At 72.7% G+C, this 23560-nt stretch carries 23 protein-coding genes; 19 read left to right on the top strand and 4 right to left on the bottom strand.

All coding sequences use genetic code 11. The features are described 5' to 3' along the window. Nucleotides 1–22: 22 nt before the first annotated feature. From BF93_RS02535 to BF93_RS02525, 3 genes are all read right to left on the bottom strand, one after another. Entirely contained in the window at nt 23–817 is a 795-nt protein-coding gene (locus tag BF93_RS02535) for an ABC transporter permease (RefSeq protein ID WP_038370313.1), read from the bottom strand. After that, the gene (locus BF93_RS02530; protein WP_038370312.1) at nt 814–1698 is read right to left on the bottom strand and encodes an ABC transporter ATP-binding protein; all 885 of its coding nucleotides are present in this window, start codon (nt 1696–1698) and stop codon (nt 814–816) included. The genes BF93_RS02535 and BF93_RS02530 overlap by 4 nt, the downstream gene beginning before the upstream one ends. Before the next feature lie 107 nt (nt 1699–1805). Next, nucleotides 1806–2876 (bottom strand): glutathione S-transferase family protein, encoded by a 1071-nt coding sequence (locus BF93_RS02525; protein ID WP_038370311.1) that lies wholly within the window; start codon nt 2874–2876, stop codon nt 1806–1808. 261 nt (nt 2877–3137) lie between these two features. Between BF93_RS02525 and BF93_RS02520 the strand changes: the two genes are divergently transcribed. The 6 genes from BF93_RS02520 to BF93_RS02495 are packed head-to-tail and all read left to right on the top strand — an operon-like array spanning nt 3138 to nt 8044. Continuing rightward, nucleotides 3138–3914, top strand: coding sequence for a helix-turn-helix transcriptional regulator (locus BF93_RS02520; RefSeq protein ID WP_232226156.1), 777 nt, complete (start codon nt 3138–3140; stop codon nt 3912–3914). Continuing rightward, nucleotides 3911–5338, top strand: a complete 1428-nt coding sequence (sufB, locus tag BF93_RS02515) for a Fe-S cluster assembly protein SufB (protein WP_038370310.1) — start codon at nt 3911–3913, stop codon at nt 5336–5338. The genes BF93_RS02520 and sufB overlap by 4 nt, the downstream gene beginning before the upstream one ends. Further along, complete coding sequence (gene sufD / locus BF93_RS02510) at nt 5338–6531, top strand: Fe-S cluster assembly protein SufD (protein ID WP_038370309.1); 1194 nt, start codon at nt 5338–5340, stop codon at nt 6529–6531. Before sufB ends, sufD begins: the two co-directional genes overlap by 1 nt. A 2-nt stretch (nt 6532–6533) precedes the next feature. Further along, the gene (locus BF93_RS02505; RefSeq protein ID WP_038370308.1) at nt 6534–6869 is read left to right on the top strand and encodes a non-heme iron oxygenase ferredoxin subunit; all 336 of its coding nucleotides are present in this window, start codon (nt 6534–6536) and stop codon (nt 6867–6869) included. A 46-nt stretch (nt 6870–6915) separates the two neighbouring features. Beyond that, nucleotides 6916–7674, top strand: a complete 759-nt coding sequence (sufC, locus tag BF93_RS02500; protein WP_038370307.1) for a Fe-S cluster assembly ATPase SufC — start codon at nt 6916–6918, stop codon at nt 7672–7674. A 28-nt stretch (nt 7675–7702) separates the two neighbouring features. Then, a complete protein-coding gene (locus tag BF93_RS02495) occupies nt 7703–8044 on the top strand; it encodes a metal-sulfur cluster assembly factor (RefSeq protein WP_038370306.1) in 342 nt (113 codons plus the stop codon). Between the two features lie 279 nt (nt 8045–8323). Here BF93_RS02495 and ald read toward each other — a convergent pair whose 3' ends face one another. Then, nucleotides 8324–9442, bottom strand: a complete 1119-nt coding sequence (gene ald, locus BF93_RS02490; protein ID WP_038370305.1) for an alanine dehydrogenase — start codon at nt 9440–9442, stop codon at nt 8324–8326. A gap of 219 nt (nt 9443–9661) precedes the next feature. On the opposite strand from ald, the gene BF93_RS02485 reads away from it, so the two are divergent. The 13 genes from BF93_RS02485 (at nt 9662) to gmk (ending at nt 23489) form a co-directional block, all read left to right on the top strand. Next, nucleotides 9662–11266 carry an ABC-F family ATP-binding cassette domain-containing protein gene (locus BF93_RS02485; protein WP_038370304.1) on the top strand — a complete coding sequence of 535 codons (1605 nt, stop codon included), beginning with the start codon at nt 9662–9664 and terminating at the stop codon, nt 11264–11266. A 30-nt stretch (nt 11267–11296) separates the two neighbouring features. Next, nucleotides 11297–12040 carry a hypothetical protein gene (locus BF93_RS02480; RefSeq protein ID WP_038370303.1) on the top strand — a complete coding sequence of 248 codons (744 nt, stop codon included), beginning with the start codon at nt 11297–11299 and terminating at the stop codon, nt 12038–12040. Nucleotides 12041–12160: 120 nt separating this feature from the next. After that, entirely contained in the window at nt 12161–12718 is a 558-nt protein-coding gene (gene efp, locus BF93_RS02475; RefSeq protein ID WP_038370302.1) for an elongation factor P, read from the top strand. Between the two features lies 1 nt (nt 12719). Further along, entirely contained in the window at nt 12720–13253 is a 534-nt protein-coding gene (locus BF93_RS02470; RefSeq protein WP_038370301.1) for a transcription antitermination protein NusB, read from the top strand. A gap of 230 nt (nt 13254–13483) precedes the next feature. Beyond that, nucleotides 13484–14065, top strand: a complete 582-nt coding sequence (gene pyrR, locus BF93_RS02465) for a bifunctional pyr operon transcriptional regulator/uracil phosphoribosyltransferase PyrR (RefSeq protein WP_038370300.1) — start codon at nt 13484–13486, stop codon at nt 14063–14065. Next, nucleotides 14062–15018 (top strand): aspartate carbamoyltransferase catalytic subunit, encoded by a 957-nt coding sequence (locus BF93_RS02460; RefSeq protein ID WP_038370299.1) that lies wholly within the window; start codon nt 14062–14064, stop codon nt 15016–15018. The genes pyrR and BF93_RS02460 overlap by 4 nt, the downstream gene beginning before the upstream one ends. Further along, nucleotides 15015–16385, top strand: coding sequence for a dihydroorotase (locus BF93_RS02455; protein WP_051486425.1), 1371 nt, complete (start codon nt 15015–15017; stop codon nt 16383–16385). Before BF93_RS02460 ends, BF93_RS02455 begins: the two co-directional genes overlap by 4 nt. A 5-nt stretch (nt 16386–16390) precedes the next feature. After that, nucleotides 16391–16945, top strand: coding sequence for a PH-like domain-containing protein (locus BF93_RS02450; RefSeq protein WP_051486424.1), 555 nt, complete (start codon nt 16391–16393; stop codon nt 16943–16945). Beyond that, nucleotides 16942–18153, top strand: coding sequence for a glutamine-hydrolyzing carbamoyl-phosphate synthase small subunit (carA, locus tag BF93_RS02445; RefSeq protein ID WP_038370298.1), 1212 nt, complete (start codon nt 16942–16944; stop codon nt 18151–18153). Before BF93_RS02450 ends, carA begins: the two co-directional genes overlap by 4 nt. After that, on the top strand, nt 18153–21542 hold the full coding sequence (carB, locus tag BF93_RS02440) for a carbamoyl-phosphate synthase large subunit (protein WP_038370297.1): 3390 nt from the start codon (nt 18153–18155) through the stop codon (nt 21540–21542). Before carA ends, carB begins: the two co-directional genes overlap by 1 nt. Next, nucleotides 21539–22405 (top strand): orotidine-5'-phosphate decarboxylase, encoded by an 867-nt coding sequence (pyrF, locus tag BF93_RS02435; protein WP_038370296.1) that lies wholly within the window; start codon nt 21539–21541, stop codon nt 22403–22405. Before carB ends, pyrF begins: the two co-directional genes overlap by 4 nt. 155 nt (nt 22406–22560) lie before the next feature. Then, on the top strand, nt 22561–22887 hold the full coding sequence (gene mihF, locus BF93_RS02430) for an integration host factor, actinobacterial type (RefSeq protein ID WP_038370295.1): 327 nt from the start codon (nt 22561–22563) through the stop codon (nt 22885–22887). Continuing rightward, entirely contained in the window at nt 22884–23489 is a 606-nt protein-coding gene (gmk, locus tag BF93_RS02425; RefSeq protein WP_038370294.1) for a guanylate kinase, read from the top strand. Before mihF ends, gmk begins: the two co-directional genes overlap by 4 nt. The last annotated feature ends 71 nt before the right edge of the window (nt 23490–23560 follow it).

The following is a 23560-nucleotide window of genomic DNA, read 5'->3' as shown; positions in this document are numbered from 1 at the left end:
CGCGCGTCTCACACCCCGGGGCTCAGACGGAGGTCCAGCGGAAGGAGCGGACCACCAGCATCGTGCCGGCGATGGCCCACAGCGGGAGCACCACCAGCGCTCCCGCGGCGACCTCCCCGCCGGCGAGGCAGGCGCGCAGCAGGTCGCCCAGGGCGCTCGAGGGGAGCAGCTCGACGACGGCGCGCAGCAGCGGCGGGTACGACTGCGCCGGGACGGCGATGCCGCCGGCGGCCACCAGCAGCACGAACACGATGTTGGAGACGGCCAGCACGGCCTCGGTGCGCAGCGTCCCGGCCACCAGCAGACCCAGGGAGCCGAACGCCGCGGTCCCCACCAGCCACACCGGCACCGCGGCGAGCAGGCCGAGCGCCTCGGGCCGCCAGCCCAGCGCGAGGGCGACCGCTCCGAGCACGACCACCTGCACCGCGTGCACCATCAGCGTGGCCAGGATCTTGCCGGCGAGATAGCCCGAGCGTCCCAGGGGAGTGGTCGCCACCCAGCGCAGCACGCCGCCGCGCCGGTCGAAGCCGGTCTGGATCGCCTGGGAGGTGAAGCAGGTGGAGACCAGCGCGGTCGCGGCCGTGGCGGCGACGGCGGTGTCCACGGGGGCGGCTCCGGCGGTGCGGCCGATGGGCAGCAGCACCAGCCCGACGAGGATGCCGACGGGCAGCAGGATCGCGACCATGAGCTGCTCGCCGTTGCTCAGCAGCCCCCGCGCCTCGAACAGGGCGTGCTGGGCGATGCGGGCGAGCGGCGCGGCGGGCCCGGGGGCGCCGGCGGATGCTGCGGGGGACGCGGGGGCGGCGGGGGTGGTCATCGGGCCTCCTCGTTCTCGGTCGAGCGCCCGGACTCGTCCATGACGTCCAGCAGCACGGCCTCGAGATCGGCCGCGTCGCCGGTGCTGAGCTCGAGGGCGACGCCGTGGCGGGCGGCGGCGGCCTCGAGGTCGGCGCGCAGGGCCGGGGCCGCGGCGGCGGGGACGCCGGTGGCCGTGGCGCGGAGCGTGAGGGTGCCGCGGCGGCTCTGGTGGGTCGCGACGACCTCCTCGACCGTCCCGCCGGCGACGACGCGCCCTCGGGTGATCACGAGCACGTGGTCCGCGAGGCCCACCACGTCGTCCATGAGGTGCGTGGTGAGGACGACGGCGGTGCCCTCCTGCGCCAGCTGGGAGATGAGCGTGCGGACCTCGCGGCGGATCGCGGGGTCCATCCCGGCGGTGGGCTCGTCGAGGAAGACCAGCTCGGGCCGGCCGACGATCGCGAGGGCGAGGGCCAGACGCTGGCGCTGCCCGCCGGAGAGCCGCCGCACGAGGGTGCCGGCGAAGGCGTCGATGCCCAGGCGCTCGGCGAGCTCGTCGACGTCGCGCGGCGCCCGGTAGAGCCCGGCGCCGTAGCGCAGCAGCTGGAGGGCCCGGGCGCCGGAGGCGAGCCCGCCGTCCTGGATCATCACGCCCACCCGCGCCCGGTGGGCGGCGTCGGCGCGGTGCGGGTCCTGGCCGAGGACCTCGAGGGTGCCCGCGTCGGGGGCGATCAGCCCCGTGGCGCAGGCGATGGTGGTGGACTTCCCGGCTCCGTTGGGGCCGAGGATCGCGGTGACCTCGCCGCGCTGCGCGGTGAAGGACACCCCGTCCAGGGCGCGGACGGCGCCGTAGCTCTTGGTGAGCGCTTCGGCGTGCAGGGCAGGGGGCTGGTTGACCATGGCGGGACCATGGTAGGCCGTCGCTCCTGCCCGGCCGCTGCGAGCGGGCCCGGGCGTACCCGACGCCACAGCCGCGGTGCGCCCGGGGGCCGGGACGGGGTCCCGGGTCAGCGTCCGGTCAGGTGCAGCGGCGTGTTCGCCGGGTCGACGACCTCCGCCGCGAGCGGCGGCAGGGGAGCGGTGCCGCCCGGCCCCCAGGTGTCGGTGGGCAGGCCGTCGCGGCCGTGGGGCTCCAGGAACCGCTCGAGGGAGGGGCCGACGGGCACCACCTGGGTGGGGTTGATGTCCGTCTGCACCACGTAGTAGTGCTCCTTGATCTGCCGGAAGTCCACCGTGTCCCCGAACCCGGGGGTCTGGAACAGGTCCTTGAGGTAGCCCCACAGGTTCGGCATCGTGAACAGCGGCTGGCGGTTCGCCTTGAAGTGCGCGTAGTAGACCGCGTCGAAGCGCACCAGGGTGGGGAACAGGCGCACATCGGCCTCGGTGATCGCGGGGCCCATCAGGTAGCGGCGATCGGCGAGGCGCTCCTCGAGCACGTCGAGGGCGTCCCACAGCTCGCCGTAGGCGCTCTCGTAGGCCTCCTGCGTGCCGGCGAAGCCCGCCTTGTAGACGCCGTTGTTGACGCGGTGCAGCATCCAGTCGTTGAGCTCGTCGATCTCCGCGCGCAGCGCCTCGGGGTAGAGGTCCGGGGCGCCCTCGCGGTGCAGGGGAGCCCATTCGGTGGCGAGGTCCAGGGTGATCTGCGAGAAGTCGTTGGTGACCACCGAGCGCGTGGGGATGTCCACGAGCGCCGGGACCGTGATGCCGCGCGGGTAGTCGGGGAAGCGGGCGAAATAGGCCTCCTGCAGGCGCTCGTACCCCAGCACGGGGTCGCGGCCGCCCTCGTCCAGGTCGAAGGTCCAGGAGCGCTTGTCGTGGGTGGGGCCGGGCATGCCCACGCTGATGGCCTCCTCGAGGCCGAGCAGGCGGCGGGCGATGAGGGTGCGGTTCGCCCAGGGGCAGGCGCGCGCGGCGATCAGGCGGTACCGCCCGGCCTCGACGGGCCAGCCGTCGCGCGCGTCCCGGGTGATGCGGTCCGGGATGTAGGTCATGTCGCGCCGGAACTCGGACCCGGCGGTGACGTAGCTGCCCTTCTGGTCGTGATCCTGGGGTGCGTCGTCCTCGTGCGTCTCGCTCATACCGCCACCGTAGTTGAAAAGCGAACTACCCACAAGAGTCCTGCGGGCCGGGCCCGTCCGGTGGCGATTTCCGGGGCCGATGTCCCCTGACCTGCACCCCCGGTGACCCTCGTCATGTTCCTCGGTCCGCATCGCCATTTAGCAACGAGACCCTTGTAAAATCGAGGTGGCCGGCAGGTCCCGGCACGGCTCCGCCCGTGCAGGACATGACCGCCGCGCGTCGTCCGGCGCGCGTCCCGGCGAGGACAGGGAGGTGGAATCGTGGAGTCCGCACCGCATGCGCGGCTGGACCGCGAGGACCTGCACGACCGAGCGGTCGCCGGGTCCGATCCTCGGGACACCCGCGACCGCCTCATCGAGGCGATCTCCGCGCATGGGCCCATCACCGCCAAGGACCTGGCCGAGCGCTTCTGCATCACCAGCGCGGCCGTGCGCCGCCACCTCGCGGCGCTCGAGTCCGAGGGCATCATCCAGGAGCACGCGCTGCGCGCCACCCAGCGCGGACGCGGCCGCCCCTCGAAGGCGTTCGTCCTGGCTCCCGCCGCCCACGAATCCCTGGGCAGCGAGTACGACAAGGTCGCCCTCCTCGCCCTGGAGGAGCTGCTCTCCCTCGGGGGAGCGGAGGCCATCGGCCGCCTGGGCGAGGCGCGCGTGCGCCCGTGGATCCGCGAGCTCGCCTCCCGGATCCATCGGGCCGAGGAGTCCGGCCGCACGGTCGACCCCGCCGAGCGCGTGCACATGCTGGCCGAGCTCCTGACCGAGATGGGCTACGCCACCACGGCCCGGCCCGTCACGGTCCCGCTGCATGTCGCGGGATCGCGGCCCGGCGGCGGCACGCGTACGCTCAGAACGGCGCAGCTCGTCCAGGGCCACTGCCCGATCAAGGACATCGCCGCCGAGCACCCCGAGCTGTGCGAGGCGGAGACCCGGGCGATCTCCCGGATGCTGGGGGTCCCCGTCCAGCGGCTCGCGACCCTCGCAGGCGGCGCCCACGCCTGCACGACACACATTCCGCTCACGGAGGGAAGGACACCATGACGAGCGCACCCGAGCAGCTCAGCCAGGAGGAGATCATCTCCTCCATCGGCTCCTACGCCTATGGCTGGCACGACGAGGACGCGGCAGGGACCTCGGCCCGCCGCGGTCTCAGCGAGGAGGTCGTCCGCGACATCTCCCGCCTCAAGAACGAGCCCGAGTGGATGCTCAAGCGCCGCCTGCGCGGCCTGAAGCTCTTCGACAAGAAGCCCATGCCCAGCTGGGGCGCGGACCTCTCCGGCATCGACTTCGACAACATCAAGTACTTCGTCCGCTCCACCGAGAAGCAGGCGACCACGTGGGACGAGCTTCCCGCGGAGATCAAGGAGACCTACGACCGGCTCGGCATCCCCGAGGCGGAGAAGCAGCGCCTGGTCGCCGGCGTCGCCGCCCAGTACGAGTCCGAGGTCGTCTACCACCAGATCCGCGAGGACCTCGAGGCCCAGGGCGTCATCTTCCTGGACACCGACACCGGTCTGAAGGAGCACCCCGAGCTCTTCGAGGAGTACTTCGGCACCGTCATCCCCGCAGGCGACAACAAGTTCGCCGCGCTGAACACCGCCGTGTGGTCCGGCGGCTCCTTCGTCTACGTCCCCAAGGGCGTGCACGTGGAGATCCCGCTGCAGGCCTACTTCCGGATCAACACCGAGAACATGGGCCAGTTCGAGCGGACGCTGATCATCGCCGACGAGGGCTCCTACGTCCACTACGTCGAGGGCTGCACCGCCCCGATCTACCAGTCGGACTCGCTGCACTCCGCGGTCGTCGAGATCGTGGTGAAGAAGAACGCCCGCGTGCGGTACACGACCATCCAGAACTGGTCGAACAACGTCTACAACCTCGTCACCAAGCGCACCACCGTCGAGGCCGGCGGCACCATGGAGTGGGTCGACGGGAACATCGGCTCCAAGGTGACGATGAAGTACCCCGCGGTCTGGCTGCAGGGCGAGCACGCCCGCGGCGAGACGCTGTCCATCGCCTTCGCCGGCGAGGGCCAGCATCAGGACACCGGCTCGAAGATGGTGCACATGGCGCCCCACACCTCGAGCTCGATCGTCTCGAAGTCCGTCTCCCGCGGCGGCGGCCGCTCCTCCTACCGCGGCCTCGTGCAGGTCAACAACGGGGCGCACCACTCCGCCTCGACAGTGCTGTGCGACGCCCTGCTGGTGGACACCAAGTCCCGCACCGACACCTACCCGTACGTCGACGTGCGCGTCGACGACGTCCAGATGGGCCACGAGGCCACCGTCTCCAAGGTCTCCGAGGAGCAGCTGTTCTACCTCATGAGCCGCGGCATGGAGGAGACCGAGGCCATGGCGATGATCGTGCGCGGCTTCATCGAGCCGATCGCGCGCGAGCTGCCCATGGAGTATGCGCTCGAGCTCAACCGACTGATCGAACTGCAGATGGAAGGAGCCGTCGGCTGATGACGCTGACCACGGATCACTCGAAGGCCGAGCTCGAGAGCGAGGGCCTGAGCTTCGGCCCCGCCACCGGCGAGGAGTCGCGCGCCACGCGCCATGCCTCCTTCGACGTCGCCCAGCACCCGGTCCCCACCGGCCGCGAGGAGGAGTGGCGCTTCGCCCCCCTGCGCGACCTGCTGCCGCTGTTCCAGGCCGAGGAGACCACGGTCTCCGAGGAGCACCTGAGCTACGACGTCGACGAGGTCGAGGGCGTGCGCGCGGGCCAGCTCGGCTCCGGCGAGGGACCGCGCGACAGCGTGCTCGTCCCCGAGGACCTGGTGGCCGCCCGCACCGCCGAGCTGACCGCGAACGCCCTGCACCTGACGGCGCAGCGCAACGTCGAGGTCGACCAGCCCACGGTCGTCGAGATCGGCGGGCACGACGCCTCCGTCGTCGCGCACGGCGCGATCGTGCTGGAGACCGAGGAGAGCTCGAGCGCCACCTTCGTGCTCAACCACACCGGCTCCGCGCGGTACGCCCAGAACGTCGAGATGGTGCTCGGCGCGAACTCCCGCATGACCGTCATCTCCCTGCAGGACTGGGACGACGACGCCGTGCACGTGGCCACCCACGTCGCGAGCATCGGCCGCGACGCGACCCTCAAGCACATCGTCGTCACCCTCGGCGGCAAGGCCGTGCGCGTGAACGCGACCTCGCGCTTCACCGCCCCCGGCGGCGAGGTCGAGCAGATCGGCCTGTACTTCGCCGACGACGGCCAGCACCTCGAGCACCGTCTCTTCGTGGACCACGCCGCCCCCAAGTGCACGTCCAACGTGACCTACAAGGGCGCGCTCCAGGGCAAGGGCGCGCGCAGCGTCTGGGTGGGCGACGTGCTCATCCGCAAGGTCGCCGAGGGCACCGAGACCTACGAGGTCAACCGCAACCTCGTGCTCACCGAGGGCGCCCGCGCCGACTCCGTCCCCAACCTCGAGATCGAGACGGGCGAGATCGAGGGCGCGGGCCACGCCGCCGCCACCGGTCGCTTCGACGACGAGCAGCTGTTCTACCTCCGCGCCCGCGGGATCCCCGAGATCGAGGCCCGCCGTCTGGTGGTGCGCGGCTTCTTCGCCGAGCTGATCCAGAAGATCGATGTGCCCGACATCCGCGAGCACCTCACCGCGTCCATCGAGACCGAGCTCGCCCGGAGCATGAACTGACCATGCCCGAGATGCATCCCGTCGCGAACCTCGACGACCTGGCACCCGGCGAGGTGCTGGCCGTCGAGGTCGGCGGGATCGAGCTCGCCCTCGCCCGGGACGAGGACGGCGGCGTCCACGCGCTCGAGGACCGCTGCACCCACGAGGACGTCGCGCTGTCCGACGGCGACGTCGAGGGGTGCACCCTCGAATGCTGGAAGCACGGCAGCCAGTTCGACCTCGCCACCGGCCGCCCCCTGCAGCTGCCGGCCACCGCCCCCGTGGCCGTCTACGCGGTGAGCATCGACCCCTCCACCGGCACCATCAGCGTCGACACCTCGGCGCCGATCCCGGTGTGACCCCCTTCCACACATCCGTACAGCTCCCCGAAGGAGAACCCGCACCATGTCGATCCTCGAGATCAAGGACCTCCACGCCACCGTCGAGACGCCGGAGGGCACCAAGGAGATCCTCAAGGGCGTGAACCTGACCATCCGCTCCGGCGAGACCCACGCGATCATGGGCCCCAACGGCTCGGGCAAGTCCACCCTGGCCTACGCCATCGCCGGCCACCCGAAGTACGAGATCACCAGCGGCAGCGTCCAGCTGGACGGCGAGGACCTGCTGGAGATGAGCGTCGACGAGCGCGCCCGCGCCGGCCTGTTCCTGGCCATGCAGTACCCCGTCGAGGTCCCCGGCGTGAGCGTCTCGAACTTCCTGCGCACCGCCAAGACCGCGGTCGACGGCCAGGCCCCCGCCCTGCGCACCTGGGTCAAGGACGTCAAGGGCGCCATGGACAACCTGCGCATGGACCCGGCCTTCGCCGAGCGCAACGTCAACGAGGGCTTCTCCGGCGGCGAGAAGAAGCGCCACGAGATCCTCCAGATGGAGCTGCTCAAGCCCGCCATCGCGATCCTCGACGAGACCGACTCCGGCCTCGACGTCGACGCGCTGCGGATCGTCTCCGAGGGCGTGAACCGCGCCAAGGAGAACACCGAGGTCGGCATCATGCTCATCACGCACTACACGCGCATCCTCAACTACATCACCCCCGACTTCGTCCACGTGTTCGTGGGCGGCCGGGTCGCCGAGGAGGGCGGGCCCGAGCTCGCCGAGCGCCTCGAGAACGAGGGCTACGACCGCTACCTGACGACGGCGAACTGACGTCGTCCCGCCTCCGGGAGGAGATGCCATGACCGATCAGAGCGCCGAGCAGAGCGCCGGGGTCCACGTGACCGAGGAGCAGGTCCTCGAGGCCCTCAAGGACGTCATCGATCCCGAGCTGGGGATCAACGTCGTGGACCTCGGGCTGATCTACGGGGTCACGGTCGAGAACGGCGAGGCCGTGATCGACATGACCCTGACCTCCGCGGCCTGCCCGCTGACGGAGATGCTCGAGGAGCAGACCTTCGCGGTGCTGGATCCCATCACCGAGTCGCACCGCATCAACTGGGTGTGGATGCCGCCGTGGGGCATGGAGAAGATCACCGAGGACGGCCGCGAGCAGCTGCGGGCCATCGGCTTCAACCTCTGACCCCTCATCCCCGCCTCCGACCCGTGCCGGGTCGGGCGGGGCCGCGGGAGCTCGGCCGGACCGCTGCCCGCGGGCGGACCGACCGGCGGCGAACGGCGATCGTCCGAGACGCAGTCACCCTGTATGCCGTACAGACCTCTGATCTGGCATACAGGGTGACTTTTCATTCCGCGGCCCGCGGACCGCGAGCGCAGGCGCGGTTGCGGGAGGCGGAGCCGGCGCACGAGCGGATGCTCGGGCGAGAGGCCGGGCGCGCGCTGCTCCCGGGCCGGCCGGCGCTCAGCCGGCGAGGGCCTCCTCGAGGGGGATCGTGTCGATGTCGTGCGCCTCGCCGACCCCGGCATGGGTGAGCGAGCCGGCATGGGCGTTGAGCCCCAGGGCGAGCGCCGGATCGTCGCGCATGGCCTGCTGCCAGCCGTTGCCGGCCAGGCGCAGGACGTAGGGGAGGGTCGCGCTGGAGAGCGCGGCCGTGGCCGTGACCGGCACGCTGCCGGGCATGTTGGCCACGCAGTAGTACGTCGTGTCGTGCACGGTGTAGGTCGGCTCGGCGTGGGTGGTGGGCCGCGACCCCTCGAAGCAGCCGCCCTGGTCGATGGCGACGTCCACCAGGACGGCGCCGGGCCGCATGGCGGCGACCATGTCGTCGGTGACGAGCTTGGGGGCCCGCTTGCCGGGGATCAGCACCGAGCCGATGACGACGTCGGCCCCCGCGAGCTGGTCGGCCACGTCCAGGCGGGTGGAGTAGCGGGTGAGGATGTTGCCGTCGTGGACCGTGGCGATCTGGCTCAGACGGGCGAGGTCGACGTCCATCACGGTGACGTTGGCATGGAGGCCGCGGGCCATGAGAGCGGCCTGCTCGCCGACGACCCCGCCGCCGATGACCACGACGTTCGCCTCCCGGGTCCCCGGGACGCCGCCCATCAGCAGGCCCATCCCGCCGAGCGGCTTCATGAGGTGGTAGGCGGCGACCTGCGTGGCCAGGCGCCCGGCGATCGCGCTCATCGGCGCGAGCAGCGGCAGCTGGCGGTCCGCCCGCTGCACCGTCTCGTAGGCGATCGCGGTGGTCCCCGAGTCGAGGACCGCCCGGGTGAGGTCGGCATCGGCCGCGAGGTGCAGGTATGTGAACAGGATCTGGCCCGGGCGCATGCGCTCGTACTCCGCCGGCAGCGGCTCCTTGACCTTCACGATCATCTCGGCGCGGGCCCACACCTCCTCGGCGGTGGTCGCGATGCGCGCACCGGCGGCACGGTAGGCCTCGTCCGGGACGCCGGCGCCGGTGCCGGCCTCGTGCTCGACGAGGACGTCATGGCCGGCCATGACCAGCTCGTGCACGCCCGCCGCGGTGAGCGAGACGCGGTACTCGTGGTTCTTGATCTCTCGTGGCACTCCGATGAGCATCGGGGTCGATCCTCCGGTCTGGGTCGGGATCCCGGGTGGGGATCGCGGGGGAGCGGATCCGAGGTGGGGATCCGCGCTGATCCCGGGCCCCATGGCCCGGGGCATTCATCTCATCACAGGCACGGGTATTGCGTGGCCGCTTCGCGGGAGGTCTCCGTATGCTTGACGAGGCCCTGCCGCCGGGCCGCCCATCCGCTTGTCCCGAGGAGCATCCCCGCCGTGATCACCGTCCATGACCTCGAGATCCGCGTCGGGGCCCGCCTGCTCATGAGCGAGGTGAGCTTCCAGGTCACCGCGGGGGACCGGATCGGGCTGGTCGGGCGCAACGGCGCCGGGAAGACCACGCTGACCAAGGTGCTCTCGGGCACGCTGCAGCCGAGCTCCGGCTCCGTCGAGATCTCCGGGGAGCTGGGCTACCTGCCGCAGGACACCCAGACCGGCGATGCCGAGGAGAAGGTCATCTCCCGGATCCTCTCCGCCCGCGGGCTGGACGCTCTGCTGGTGCGCCTGCGCAGGGCGGAGGAGGACATGGCCGACATGTCCATCACCGACGCCCAGCGCGAGAAGGCCATGGCCCGCTACGTGCGGATCGACGCGGAGCTGGAGACCCGCGGCGGCTATGCCGCCGAGGCCGAGGCCAAGCGCATGGCCGCGAACCTGGGCATCCCCGACCGCCTGCTGGAGCAGGGCCTGGGGACGCTCTCCGGCGGCCAGCGCCGTCGCGTGGAGCTGGCGCGGATCCTGTTCTCCCAGGCCGACACGATGATCCTGGACGAGCCCACCAACCATCTCGACGCGGACTCCGTCGTCTGGCTGCGCGAGTACCTCCTGACCTACCGCGGCGGGCTGATCGTGATCAGCCATGACGTGCAGCTGGTCGAGCAGGTCGTCAACAAGGTGTTCTACCTCGACGCCAACCGCAGCGTGATCGACATGTACAACATGGGCTGGAAGCTGTACCAGCGCCAGCGCGAGGACGACGAGAAGCGCCGCAGGCGCGAGCGCGCCAACGCCGAGAAGAAGGCCGGGGCGCTCACCGCGCAGGCCGAGAAGATGCGCGCGAAGGCGACCAAGGCCGTCGCCGCCCAGAACATGCTCAAGCGGGCCGAGCGGATGATGGACGGGGTGGAGGAGGAGCGGCGCACCGACAAGGTCGCCAGCCTGCGCTTCCCCAAGCCCGCTCCCTGCGGCAAGACGCCGCTGATGGCCCAGGACCTCTCCAAGAGCTACGGCAGCCTGGAGATCTTCACCGGGGTCGACCTCGCGATCGACCGCGGCAGCAAGGTCGTGATCCTGGGCCTGAACGGCGCGGGCAAGACCACCCTGCTGCGCATCCTCGCCGGGGTGTCCGACTCGGACACCGGCGGCATCGTGCCCGGGCACGGCCTGCGCATCGGCTACTACGCCCAGGAGCACGAGACCCTGGACGGCGATCGCACCGTGCTGGAGAACATGATGAGCGCCGCGGTCGAGCTGCCCGAGGTCGAGGCCCGCAAGATCCTGGGCTCCTTCCTGTTCACCGGGGACGACGTGCACAAGCCCGCCAGGGTGCTCTCCGGCGGCGAGAAGACCCGTCTGGCGCTGGCCACCCTCGTCGTCTCGAGCGCGAACGTGCTGCTGCTGGACGAGCCGACCAACAACCTCGATCCCGCCAGCCGCCAGGAGATCCTGGGCGCGCTCGCGAACTTCGAGGGCGCGGTCGTGCTGGTCTCCCACGACCCGGGAGCGGTGCGGGCCCTGTCGCCCGAGCGCGTGCTGGTGATGCCCGATGCGGTCGAGGACCTCTGGAACGACACCTACGAGGAGCTCATCCAGCTGGCCTGAGCGCCGGGAGCTGCGTGCTAGCGTCGCGGCATGTTCGTCCTCTGCTTCGACCTGCACGGACGCGGTCGCACCGCGGTCGCGCGGTCCCGCGCGCACGGGGGAGCGCCCGACCGCGTCCCGGAGCTGCTCGAGGCCCTGGCGCCGGCGGGCCTGCGCCGCCCCGCGGAGCGCGCCGTCGGGGACCAGGCCGTCGCCGTGGCCGAGCGCGCCGAGGAGGCGCTCGCGCTGCTGCGCATCGGATGCGAGCTGGGGGACTGGGCGATGGGCCTGGGCATCGGCGCCGCCGAGGAGCCCGCGGCCCGCGCGGAGGCCTCCGCGGCGCATGCCGGCGCCGCCCCGGGGCCCGCGGATTCCCTGGGCGCGACGGCGCCCTCCCGCGGCGTCCTCACCTCCGTCCGGGAGGTGCGCGGCCCGGCCCTGCACGCGGCGCTGGACGCCCTGGACTCCGCCCGCCGCAGCGCGGGCGTGCCGCTCAGCGTCCGCGCCGCGGACCCCCGCCACGAGGAGACGGCCCGCGACGCCGAGGCGGTGCTGCGTCTGGTGGGCCGGCTCATCGGGGAGCGGGGGCCGGGCCAGCGCCGCGCCGTCGCCGCCGCGCGCGAGCGCCCGGGAGCGCGCCAGAGCGAGCTCGCCGAGCAGCTCGGCGTGCGCCAGCAGACCGTCTCGCGCGCGCTGCGGACCGCCGGCTGGCACGAGGAGACCGCGGCGCGACCGCTCGCCGAGCGCCTGCTCGCCATGATCGACCTCACGTCCGGGCGTGCGGCGGGCCGCTAGGACGGCGCCCGGACGGACGGGCGAGTATCCTGTGGACCGCGCGCTCCCGCGCACCGACCCCGCCCCACCGCACAAGGCCGCTCCGCCGCGCCGCGCGGACACGAGCCACCGAGGAGACACATGGCGACGACGAACGACCTCAAGAACGGAATGGTGCTGAACCTCGAGGGCCAGCTCTGGAGCGTGGTGGAGTTCCAGCACGTCAAGCCCGGCAAGGGCCCGGCCTTCGTGCGCACCAAGCTGAAGAACGTCCTGTCCGGCAAGACCGTCGACAAGACCTTCAACGCCGGCCTCAAGGTCGAGACCGCCACGGTCGACAAGCGCGACATGCAGTACTCCTACCTCGACGGCGACCTGTTCGTGTTCATGGACACGACCACCTGGGAGCAGACCAACGTCACGGCCGACGTCGTGGGCGATGCCGCCGACTTCCTCCTCGAGGGCCAGGACGTCGTGGTCGCCTTCCACGAGGGCACCGTGCTGTACGTCGAGCTGCCTGCGAGCGTCGTGCTCGAGATCTCGCACACCGAGCCGGGCCTGCAGGGCGACCGCTCCTCCGGCGGCACCAAGCCCGCCACCCTCGAGACCGGCCGCGAGATCCAGGTGCCGCTGTTCCTCGAGCAGGGCACCAAGGTGAAGGTCGACACCCGCAGCGGCGACTACCTCGGACGCGCCTGAGGTGACCGGCACCCCTGAGAGCCCCGCCCCCAAGGGGCCGGACCTCCCCCTCCCGTTCCGCGAGACGGAGGGGGAGGAGATCGCCTTCGAGCGCACCGTGCCGGCGCGCACCGACCGCCTCTCCGGCCGCACCCGCGAGCGGATCCGTGCCATCGACGTGGTGTTCGAGGCCGATGCCCGCCAGCTGCCGGTGCTCGAGGTCCTCGCCCAGCGGCTGGGCCGCACCGCGGCGCAGACCCCGCTGCCGGCGCGGTCCCGCGACCTGGTGCACCTGTACGCGCGTCACGCCGAGGAGATCGACGAGCAGCTGTCCACGCATTCGCGGGACTGGCCGCTGCACCGCATGCCCGCGGTGGATCGCGCCACCCTGCGCCTGGGCGCGGCCGAGGTGCTCTTCGAGACCCCGGCCGAGGAGCGCGGCGGCGTCATCGGCGAATACACCAAGATCGTCTCGGAGCTGTCCACGGACGACTCCCCGCGGTTCGTCAACGGGCTGCTGCAGCGGCTCGCGGACATCCGCGGGCTCCTCGGCTGAGGCGACGATGGCTCCGGCCGGAGCTGCTGCGAGGTACGAGCGGCGGCGCAGGCCGGTGCCGAGGAGCTCAGCGATCGATACGGCTGAGCAGCTCGGCGATCCCGCTCGGCCGGGGCGCGGGCCGACGCATCTGAGACGGACCGTCCGGCCCGGGCGCCGGACGGTAGGATCACCCGGAACGTTCCAACCTTTAACCGCACGTCCTGTGAGGCGTGGAAGGGAGGACCGCGTTGAACGACGCAGCCCACACCACCGCAGTGCTGGGGAGCGACGAGATCCGTCGCGCCCTGACCCGTATCGCCCATGAGATCCTCGAGGGCGGCCACGGAGCCGACGACCTCGTCCTGCTGGGCATCCCGCATCGCGGGGTCCCGCTCGCCGACCGGCTGGCCGCGACGATCCTCGAGGCGGAGGGCCGCCCGGCCGACCGCCTGCGCGACCTGGCCGGCTCCCTGGACATCACCCTCCACCGGGACGACCTGCGCCGGTCGCCGACCCGGCAGCCCGCCCCCACCGTCATCCCGCCCGGCGGGGTCGACGGCCGCACGGTGGTCCTGGTCGACGACGTCCTCTACTCCGGCCGCACCATCCGCGCCGCCCTGGACGCCCTGTCCGGCATCGGCCGCCCTGCCGCGGTGCGCCTGGCCGTGCTGGTGGACCGCGGGCACCGCGAGCTGCCGATCCGCGCCGACCACGTCGGCAAGAACCTGCCCACCTCCCGCAGCGAGCGGGTGCAGGTCCGCCTGCGGGAGACCGACGGCGTGGACGAGGTCACCATCGCCCGCGGCACCGAGGGGAGCACCCGCGCATGAAGCACTTCATCTCGATCGCCGACCTGAGCCGGGCCGAGGCCGAGTCCGTCCTCGCCACCAGCGAGCAGATGGCCGCCACCCAGTCCCGCTCGATCCGCAAGCTGCCCACCCTGGTCGGCACCACGGTGGTGAACCTCTTCATGGAGGACTCCACCCGCACCCGGATCTCCTTCGAGGCGGCGGCCAAGCGGCTCTCGGCCGATGTCATCAACTTCTCCGCGAAGGGCTCGAGCCTGTCCAAGGGCGAGTCCCTCAAGGACACGGCGCTGACCCTCCAGGCCATGGGCGCCGATGCCGTCGTGGTGCGCTCCAGCTCCTCCGGCGCCGCGCACCTGCTGGCCCACTCCGGCTGGATCGACCAGCCCATCGTCAACGCGGGCGACGGCACCCACGAGCACCCCACCCAGGCGATGCTCGACGCGTTCACGCTGCGCCGCCATCTGGGCGGGCGCACCGGGACGGCGGGACTGGACGGCCTGCACGTCGTGATCGTCGGCGACATCCTCCATTCCCGGGTGGCGCGCTCCAACGTGCTGCTGCTGTCGCTGCTGGGAGCCCGCGTCACCCTGGTCGCCCCGCCCGCGCTGCTGCCGGTCGCCTCGGGGGACTGGCCCTGCGAGGTCAGCTACGACCTCGACGCCGCCCTCGCGCAGGGCCCGGACGCCGTGATGATGCTCCGCGTGCAGCGCGAGCGGATGATCGGCGGCGGCTTCTTCCCCACGGAGGGCGAGTACGCCCGCCGCTACGGCCTGTCCGAGGACCGCGCCGCCCGACTGCCCGACCATGCCCTGGTGCTGCATCCGGGGCCGATGAACCGCGGCTTCGAGATCGCCGGCTCCGTGGCCGACGGCCCCCGCAGCGTCATCGTCGAGCAGGTCGCCAACGGCGTCAGCGTCCGCATGGCCGTGCTCTACCATCTGCTCGCCTCGAACGCCCGGGAGGACGCCTCATGACCACCGCACCCGCCCCCATCCTCATCGTCGGCGGCTCCCTCTACGGGGAGCGGACCGCGGACCTCCTGATCCAGGACGGCGCGATCGCCGCGATCTCCGCCGAGGGCGAGAGCCTCGAGGCGCCCGCGGGCGCCGAGGTGATCGACGCCGCCGGCTGCGTGATCCTGCCCGGCCTGGTGGACCTGCACACCCACCTGCGCGAGCCCGGCGGGGAGGAGGCCGAGACCGTCGACACCGGCACCCGCGCCGCCGCCCGCGGCGGGTTCACCGCCGTCCACGCGATGGCCAACACGACCCCGGTCGCGGACACCGCGGGAGTGGTCGAGCAGGTGCTGCGCCGCGGCGAGGAGGCCGGTCACTGCGACGTGCGCCCCATCGGCGCGGTCACCGTGGGCCTGGGCGGGGAGCGCATGGCCGAGCTCGACGCCATGGCCGGCTCCCGCGCCCGCGTCCGCGTGTTCAGCGACGACGGCAAGTGCGTGCACGACCCGGTGCTCATGCGCCGCGCCCTGGAGTACGTGAAGTCCTTCGACGGCGTGATCGCCCAGCACGCCCAGGATCCGCGCCTGACCGAGGGCGCGCAGATGCATGAGGGCGCCGTCTCGGCCCAGCTGGGCCTGGCGGGATGGCCCGCCGTCGCGGAGGAGTCGATCATCGCCCGCGACGTGCTGCTGGCCGAGCACGTCGGCAGCCGCCTGCACGTGTGCCACCTCTCCACCGCCGGCAGCGTGGAGATCGTCCGCTGGGCCAAGCAGCGCGGCGTCGACGTCACCTGCGAGGTCACCCCGCACCACCTGATGCTCACGGACGAGCTGGTCCGCGGCTACGACGCGACGTACAAGGTGAACCCGCCGCTGCGCACCGCCGCGGACGTCGAGGCCGTGCGCGCCGGGCTGGCCGACGGCACCATCGACATCGTCGCCACCGACCACGCCCCGCATCCGCGCGATGCCAAGGACCGCGAGTGGGACCAGGCCGCGATGGGCATGACGGGACTGGAGACGGCCCTGCCGGTCGTCCAGCGCACCATGGTCGAGACCGGCCGCCTGAGCTGGCGCGACGTGGCCCGGGTGCTGTCCGAGGCCCCCTCCCGGATCGCCCGGGACACCACGCAGGGACGGCCCCTGGCCGTCGGCGAGGCGGCGAACGTCCTGGTCTGGGACCCGCGCCCGGTCGCCGCGGTCGATCCTGCGGCGCACGCCTCCCGCAGCACGAACACCCCGTTCCGGGGGCGCGAGCTGCCCGGCCGCAACCTGCTCACCCTGCTGCGCGGCCGGCCCACCGTCCGAGACGGGCTCGTGCTGGACCGCTCCGGCGCTCCCGTCCCCGGCGAGCGGGGCCCGCTCCCGGCCGCCGAGGAGGACTGAGACGCGTGGACCAGCTCCCGCCGATCCTCGTCCTGCTCGCCGTCTTCGCGCTGCTGCTGGGGCTGATGGCGCTGGGCTGGCGGCGCCGCGCCCGGCGCCAGCTGGCCGCCGGCCTCCCGGCCCCGGCTCCCGCCCCCGATCCGGGCTCGTGGACGCCCTCGCCGGAGGACCCGGCGCCGGCGCCCGGCGTGTACGTCAGCACCACCCTCGCCGAGCAGCATCTCGAGCGGGTCACCGCCCACGGCCTCGGCGCCCGCTCCCGGGTGCTGGTGAGCCGGGGGAGGGACGCCCAGGGCCGCGCCGGCTGGCGGCTCGACCGGGAGGGCGCCCCGTCCCTGCTCGTGCCGGCCGCCGCGGTCCAGGCCGTGACCACCGCCCCGGGCATGGTCGGCAAGTGGATGGGCGGGGACGCCCTGCTGGTCCTGCGCTGGCGCCTGGGCGGGACGCTCCTGGACACCGGCCTGCGCCTGGACTCCCGCGACGACCACGAGCGCCTGCTCCGCCCCGCCCCCGACCTCCCCGATCCCTCCGCCCCGATCTCCCGGAAGGAGACCCCATGACCACCCACCGCACCGACACCGGTCACCGCGCCGAGGCCGCGCTGCTCGTCCTCGAGGACGGCACCGTCCTGCGCGGGCGCGCCTACGGAGCCCGCGGCGCCCGTCTCGGGGAGGTCGTCTTCGCCACCGGCATGACCGGCTACCAGGAGACCCTCACCGACCCCTCCTACGCCGGGCAGATCGTCGTGCAGACGGCCCCGCACATCGGCAACACCGGCGCCAACGCCACCGACATGGAGTCCCGCCGCATCTGGGTGCGCGGGTACGCCGTGCGCGAGGCCAGCCGCATCGCCTCCAACTGGCGCAGCGAGCAGAGCCTGGACGAGCTGCTGGTCTCCAGCGAGGTCGTGGGCATCAGCGGCATCGACACCCGCATGCTCACCCGCATCCTGCGCGAGCAGGGCTCGATGCGCGGCGGCGTGTTCTCCGGCTCCGCCCTCGCCGGCGCGAGCGAGGCCGAGCTCGTCGAGCGGGTGCGCGAGCAGCCCTCCATGGCCGGCTCGAGCTTCCTCGAGGAGGTCACCATCGCCCAGCCGGTCGTCATCGAGCCCGAGGGCGAGGTCGTGGGCACCGTCGCGGCCGTGGACCTCGGCATCAAGGGCGCCACCCCGCGCCACATGGCCGCCCGCGGCCTGCGCGTGCACCTGCTGCCGGCCACCACGAGCCTCGAGGAGCTGCTGGCCGTCGAGCCGGACGCGGTGTTCTTCTCCAACGGGCCCGGCGACCCCGCCACCGCCGACCACCAGGTCGAGCTGCTGCGCGGCGTGCTGGACCGCCGGATCCCCTTCTTCGGGATCTGCCTGGGCAACCAGCTGCTGGGCCGGGCGCTCGGCTTCGGCACCTACAAGCTCAAGTACGGCCACCGCGGCATCAACCAGCCGGTGCTGGACCGCGAGACCGGCCGCGTCGAGATCACCGCCCAGAACCACGGCTTCGCCGTGGACGTGCCGCTCGAGGGCGAGCACACCGCCCCCCACGGCGAGGGCCGCTACGGCCGGGTCGTCGTCTCCCACGTGGGCCTGAACGACGACGTCGTGGAGGGCATCCGCTGCCTGGACCTGCCCGCGTACTCCGTCCAGTACCACCCCGAGGCGGCGTCCGGCCCGCACGACGCCTCGTACCTCTTCGATCGGCTCGTGGACCTCGTGCGCTCCTCCCGCACGACCCGTGCCGCCAGCTCCGATCCCGCCGTCAGCAAGGAGTCCTGATGCCCCGCCGTCCCGACATCTCGTCCGTCCTCGTCATCGGCTCCGGCCCGATCGTCATCGGCCAGGCCGCGGAGTTCGACTACTCCGGCACCCAGGCCTGCCGCGTGCTGCGGGAGGAGGGCCTGCGGGTCATCCTGGTCAACTCCAACCCGGCGACCATCATGACCGACCCGGACATCGCCGATGCCACCTACGTCGAGCCGATCGACCCGGACATCATCCGCTCCATCATCGAGATCGAGCGCCCCGACGCGATCCTCCCGACCCTGGGCGGGCAGACCGCGCTGAACGCCGCGATCGCCCTCGAGGAGCGCGGCATCCTCGCCGAGTTCGGGGTGGAGATGATCGGCGCGCGCATCGACGCGATCCACAAGGCCGAGGACCGCCAGCTGTTCAAGGAGGTCGTCGAGCGGGTCGGCGGCGAGTCCGCGCGCTCGCGGATCTGCCACACCATGGAGGACCTGCTGGACGCCGCCGAGGACCTCGGCTACCCGATGGTCGTGCGCCCCAGCTTCACCATGGGCGGCCTGGGCTCCGGCATGGCCTACGACGAGGCGGACCTGCGCCGCATCGGCGGGGACGGCCTGCACTACTCGCCGACCACCGAGGTCCTGCTCGAGGAGTCGATCCTCGGCTGGAAGGAGTTCGAGCTCGAGCTCATGCGCGACCGCCACGACAACTGCGTGGTCGTCTGCTCGATCGAGAACGTCGACGCCGTCGGCGTGCACACCGGCGACTCGGTGACCGTGGCCCCGGCCCTCACCCTCACCGACGTCGAGCTGCAGAAGCTGCGCGACCTCGGCATCGGGATCATCCGCGAGGTCGGCGTGGACACCGGCGGCTGCAACGTGCAGTTCGCCGTCCACCCCGACACCGGGCGCATCGTCGTCATCGAGATGAACCCGCGCGTCTCGCGCTCCTCGGCGCTCGCCTCCAAGGCGACCGGCTTCCCGATCGCGAAGATCGCCGCCCGCCTCGCGATCGGCTACACGCTCGACGAGATCCGCAACGACATCACCGGCACCACCCCGGCGAGCTTCGAGCCGACCCTCGACTACGTCGTGGTCAAGACCCCGCGCTTCGCCTTCGAGAAGTTCCCGGGCGCCGACCCGACGCTGACGACCACCATGAAGAGCGTGGGCGAGGCGATGGCCATCGGCCGCTCCTTCACCGAGGCCCTCGGCAAGGCGCAGCGGTCCCTGGACGTCAAGCACGCCGTCGTCGACTACTCGGCGCCGATCCCGGCCGCCGGCGAGGTCACCGACCTGCTCGACCTGGTGCGCACGCCCACCGACCACCGCCTGGTGCAGATCGCCGCGATCCTGCGCTCCGCCGCCGCGGGCATCGTGGATCCGGCCGAGACGATCGAGCGCCTCTACGAGGCCACCGCCATCGACCGCTGGTTCCTGGACCAGATGCTGCTGGTGGCGGAGATCGCCGAGCAGGTCCGCACCGCCGACGTCCTGGACCGCGACCTGCTCGAGGTCGCCAAGCGCCACGGCCTCTCCGACGTCCAGATCGGGCAGCTGCGCGGCATGGGCGACGACGTCGTCAAGGGCGTGCGCGAGGCCCTCGGCGTCAACCCCGTCTACAAGACCGTCGACACCTGCGCGGCGGAGTTCGCCTCCCGCACGCCGTACCACTACTCGACCTACGACCAGGAGAGCGAGGTCGAGCCGCGCACCAAGCCCGCGATCCTCATCCTCGGCTCCGGCCCCAACCGCATCGGCCAGGGCATCGAGTTCGACTACTCCTGCGTGCACGCCGCGATCGCGCTGGGCCTGCCCGAGGAGCAGGGCGGCCCCGGCTACGAGACCGTCATGGTCAACTGCAACCCGGAGACCGTCTCGACGGACTACGACATCGCCGACCGCCTCTACTTCGAGCCGCTCACCTTCGAGGACGTCGTCGAGGTGTACGAGGCCGAGCTCGCCGCGGGCCCCGTGGCCGGTGTGATCGTCCAGCTGGGCGGGCAGACCCCCCTGTCCCTCGCACGGCGCCTCGAGGCCGCCGGGCTGCCGATCATCGGCACCAGCCCCTCGGCGATCGACGCCGCCGAGGACCGCGGCGCCTTCGGCTCCGTCCTGGCCGCCGCCGATCTGCCCGCCCCGCCCTACGGCACGGCCTGGGGCCTGACCGACGCGGTCGAGGTCGCGCGGGGCGTGGGCTACCCGGTGCTCGTGCGTCCCAGCTACGTCCTCGGCGGGCGCGGCATGGAGATCGTCTACGACGAGGCCGGCCTGGTGGACTACGTGGGGCGCAACCTCCCCGGCGGCGGCCGCGCGGAGGCGCCGATCCTCATCGACCGCTTCCTGGACACCGCCGTGGAGATCGACGTCGACGCGCTGTACGACGGCGAGGAGCTGTACATCGGCGGGATCATGGAGCACATCGAGGAGGCCGGCATCCACTCCGGCGACTCGGCGTGCACCCTGCCGCCGGTGACGCTCTCCGGGGCGATGATCGACCGCATCCGCGCCTCGACCCTCGCGATCGCGGAGGGCGTGGGCGTGCGCGGCCTGCTCAACGTGCAGTACGCCCTGGCCCAGGACATCCTGTACGTCCTGGAGGCGAACCCGCGCGCCTCGCGCACCGTCCCCTTCGTCGCCAAGGCGACCGGAGTCCAGCTGGCCCAGGCCGCCGCCCTGGTGATGGCCGGCGACTCGATCGCCGAGCTGCGCACCCGCGGCACGCTGCCCGAGCAGGGCGACGGCACCGACCTCCCGGCCGATGCCCCGATCGCCGTGAAGGAGGCCGTGCTCGCCTTCAAGCGGTTCCGCACCCGCGAGGGACGCGCCGTCGACTCCCTGCTGGGCCCCGAGATGCGCTCGACCGGCGAGGTGATGGGCATGGACGCGACCTTCCCGCTGGCCTTCGCCAAGTCCCAGCTCGCCATCGCCGGGCAGGGCCTGCCCACCGCGGGCACGGTCTTCGTCTCGGTCGCCGACCGCGACAAGCGGGGCCTGGCGCTGCCGGTGGCGCGCCTGGCCGCGCGGGGCTTCGAGATCCTCGCGACCGAGGGCACCGCCCAGGTGCTGGGCCGCTCGGGGATCCCGTGCCGCACCATCCCCAAGGCCTCCGAGCACTCGGCCCAGGGGAGCGTCATCGAGCTGATCGAGGGCGGGCAGGTGGCCCTGGTGCTGAACACGCCCTCGGGCTCGAACTCCCGGGCCGACGGGTACGCCATCCGCGCGGCGGCGACCAGCGTGGACGTGCCGATCATCACGACGATGCAGGAGTTCCACGCGGCGGTGCAGGCGATCGAGGCGCTGCCGGAGGGATCCTTCGCGGTGACCAGCCTGCAGGCGCACGTCGCCCGGCTGGAGGCCTCCCGCGCCCGGGCCCGCGAGGACGGCCGCTCGGCGCAGCCGGCCGGAGCCGGCGCATGAGCACCGCCTTCGGCGCCCGCCTCCAGCAGTCCGTCCGCGAGCACGGGCCGATCCTCGCCGGCATCGACCCGCACGGACCGCTGCTGGCCTCGTGGGGCCTGAGCGACGACGCGGCGGGGGTGCGCGAGTTCTCCCGCCGCGCCCTCGAGGCCGTGGCCGGCGAGGTCGCGGCGATCAAGCCGCAGTCCGCCTTCTTCGAGCGCCACGGCTCGGCCGGCGTGGCCGCGCTCGAGGAGCTCCTGGCCGCGGCCCGCGAGCGGGGCGTGCTCACGATCCTCGACGTCAAGCGCGGGGACATCGGCTCCACCATGGGCGCCTACGCCGATGCCTACCTGCGTCCCGGCAGCTCCCTGGAGGCCGATGCGGTCACGCTCAGCCCCTACCTGGGCTACGGCTCCCTGGCCCCGGCCCTGGAGCACGTGCACGGGGCGGGCAAGGGCGTGTTCGTGCTGGCGCTGACCTCGAACCCGGAGGGCCACGAGGTCCAGCACGCCCGCGACGCGGCCGGGCTCAGCGTCGCCGCGGCGATGGCGGAGCACGTGCGCGCGGAGAACTCCGCGGCCCCCGCGGGGACGTGGGGGAGCGCCGGCCTGGTGGTCGGGGCGACCGTCGGTGCGGCGGTGCGCGAGCTGGGCATCGACCTGGCCGCCACCCGCGCACCGCTGCTCGTGCCCGGCTTCGGGGCGCAGGGCGCCGGCCCCGCGGACCTCCCCGAGGTCTTCGGCGCGGCGTCGTCGCAGGTCCTCGTGTCCCTCTCCCGAGGGCTGCTCTCGGCGGGCGGCGAGGTGGAGGCGCTGCGCTCCCGGGCGCGCGCGCTGCGCGCCGCCTACACGGCCGCGCAGGGGGCCGTCGGCGGCGCGTGACGCGCCCGGGGTCGCGGATTTCGCGAAGAAGCAGGCCAAAGGCGCGTAATGTGTGCGCCGCGGCGCCTTCATAGCGCTAGTCTCTACCCACCACCACGCGTCTGGCACCCGTCGGGACGCACACAACGTCGACGACAGAACAAGAGGTAATCACCGTGGCTCTTCCTCCTCTGACTCCCGAACAGCGGGCCGAGGCCCTGAAGAAGGCGGCCGAGGCGCGTCGTGAGCGCGCGGCCATCAAGGCCCGCCTGAAGGACAGCACCGGCCGTCGCGGCGAGGAGATCGCGAAGGTCCTGAAGGAAGCCGAGTCCAACGAGGTCATCGGTCGTCTGCGCGTGTCCGCGCTGCTGGAGTCCCTGCCCGGCGTGGGCAAGGTGAAGGCGCAGCAGATCATGGAGGAGATCGGCATCTCCCCCTCGCGCAAGATCCGCGGTCTCGGCTCGCACCAGGCCGACAAGCTCGTCGCCCACTTCTCCGAGTGAGCGCCCCGCACCGGGACGGGACGAGCACGCCTCCCGTCCCGGTCACGGTGCTCGCCGGGCCGACGGCCGTCGGCAAGGGGACCGTCTCCGCGGCGATCCGCCGTCGGTACCCGCAGATCCACCTGTCCGTGAGCGCGACCACGCGCGCGCCGCGGCCGGGCGAGATCGACGGGGTGCACTACCACTTCGTCTCCGACGAGGAGTTCACCCGGCTGGTCGAGGCCGGGGAGATGCTCGAGTGGGCCGTGGTCCACGGCCGCAACAAGTACGGCACCCCGCGCTCGGCGGTGATGGATGCCGTCGCGTCCGGCCGCCCGGTCCTGCTCGAGATCGATCTCGCCGGCGCCCGGCAGGTGCGCGCGACCCTTCCCGAGGCGCGCTTCGTGTTCCTCGCCCCTCCGGACTGGGAGACCCTGGTCTCCCGCCTCGTGGGGCGCGGCACGGAGGACGCCGAGGAGCGCGAGCGGCGCCTGGCGACCGCCCGGGTCGAGCTCGCGGCCGAGTCCGAGTTCGACGTCACCGTCGTCAACGACGAGGTCGACCGGGCCACCGACGAGCTCGCCGCGCTGATGGGCGTGCGCGGGACCCCGGCATCCCTGTGACCTCCCCTGATCCCGCCGTGTGAGGAAGTCGCCGGTCCCTGCGCTGTCCGCCGGGGAGCCCGGCGGCGTAT

It is taken from the genome of Brachybacterium phenoliresistens (genome assembly GCF_000576425.1).
GTDB classification, from domain to species: Bacteria; Actinomycetota; Actinomycetes; order Actinomycetales; family Dermabacteraceae; genus Brachybacterium; species Brachybacterium phenoliresistens.
Note: the sequence above shows the minus strand (reverse complement) of the source record. Positions and strands in the feature narration are given on the sequence as shown.

What these genes read in the sequence shown, in the direction of transcription:
- BF93_RS02535 (WP_038370313.1), bottom strand. Translation starts at nt 817, where the DNA reads ATGACCACCCCCGCCGCCCCCGCGTCCCCCGCAGCATCCGCCGGCGCC.
- BF93_RS02530 (WP_038370312.1), bottom strand. Translation starts at nt 1,698, where the DNA reads ATGGTCAACCAGCCCCCTGCCCTGCACGCCGAAGCGCTCACCAAGAGC.
- BF93_RS02525 (WP_038370311.1), bottom strand. Translation starts at nt 2,876, where the DNA reads ATGAGCGAGACGCACGAGGACGACGCACCCCAGGATCACGACCAGAAG.
- sufB (WP_038370310.1), top strand. Translation starts at nt 3,911, where the DNA reads ATGACGAGCGCACCCGAGCAGCTCAGCCAGGAGGAGATCATCTCCTCC.
- sufD (WP_038370309.1), top strand. Translation starts at nt 5,338, where the DNA reads ATGACGCTGACCACGGATCACTCGAAGGCCGAGCTCGAGAGCGAGGGC.
- BF93_RS02505 (WP_038370308.1), top strand. Translation starts at nt 6,534, where the DNA reads ATGCCCGAGATGCATCCCGTCGCGAACCTCGACGACCTGGCACCCGGC.
- sufC (WP_038370307.1), top strand. Translation starts at nt 6,916, where the DNA reads ATGTCGATCCTCGAGATCAAGGACCTCCACGCCACCGTCGAGACGCCG.
- BF93_RS02495 (WP_038370306.1), top strand. Translation starts at nt 7,703, where the DNA reads ATGACCGATCAGAGCGCCGAGCAGAGCGCCGGGGTCCACGTGACCGAG.
- ald (WP_038370305.1), bottom strand. Translation starts at nt 9,442, where the DNA reads ATGCTCATCGGAGTGCCACGAGAGATCAAGAACCACGAGTACCGCGTC.
- BF93_RS02480 (WP_038370303.1), top strand. Translation starts at nt 11,297, where the DNA reads ATGTTCGTCCTCTGCTTCGACCTGCACGGACGCGGTCGCACCGCGGTC.
- efp (WP_038370302.1), top strand. Translation starts at nt 12,161, where the DNA reads ATGGCGACGACGAACGACCTCAAGAACGGAATGGTGCTGAACCTCGAG.
- BF93_RS02460 (WP_038370299.1), top strand. Translation starts at nt 14,062, where the DNA reads ATGAAGCACTTCATCTCGATCGCCGACCTGAGCCGGGCCGAGGCCGAG.
- BF93_RS02455 (WP_051486425.1), top strand. Translation starts at nt 15,015, where the DNA reads ATGACCACCGCACCCGCCCCCATCCTCATCGTCGGCGGCTCCCTCTAC.
- carA (WP_038370298.1), top strand. Translation starts at nt 16,942, where the DNA reads ATGACCACCCACCGCACCGACACCGGTCACCGCGCCGAGGCCGCGCTG.
- carB (WP_038370297.1), top strand. Translation starts at nt 18,153, where the DNA reads ATGCCCCGCCGTCCCGACATCTCGTCCGTCCTCGTCATCGGCTCCGGC.
- pyrF (WP_038370296.1), top strand. Translation starts at nt 21,539, where the DNA reads ATGAGCACCGCCTTCGGCGCCCGCCTCCAGCAGTCCGTCCGCGAGCAC.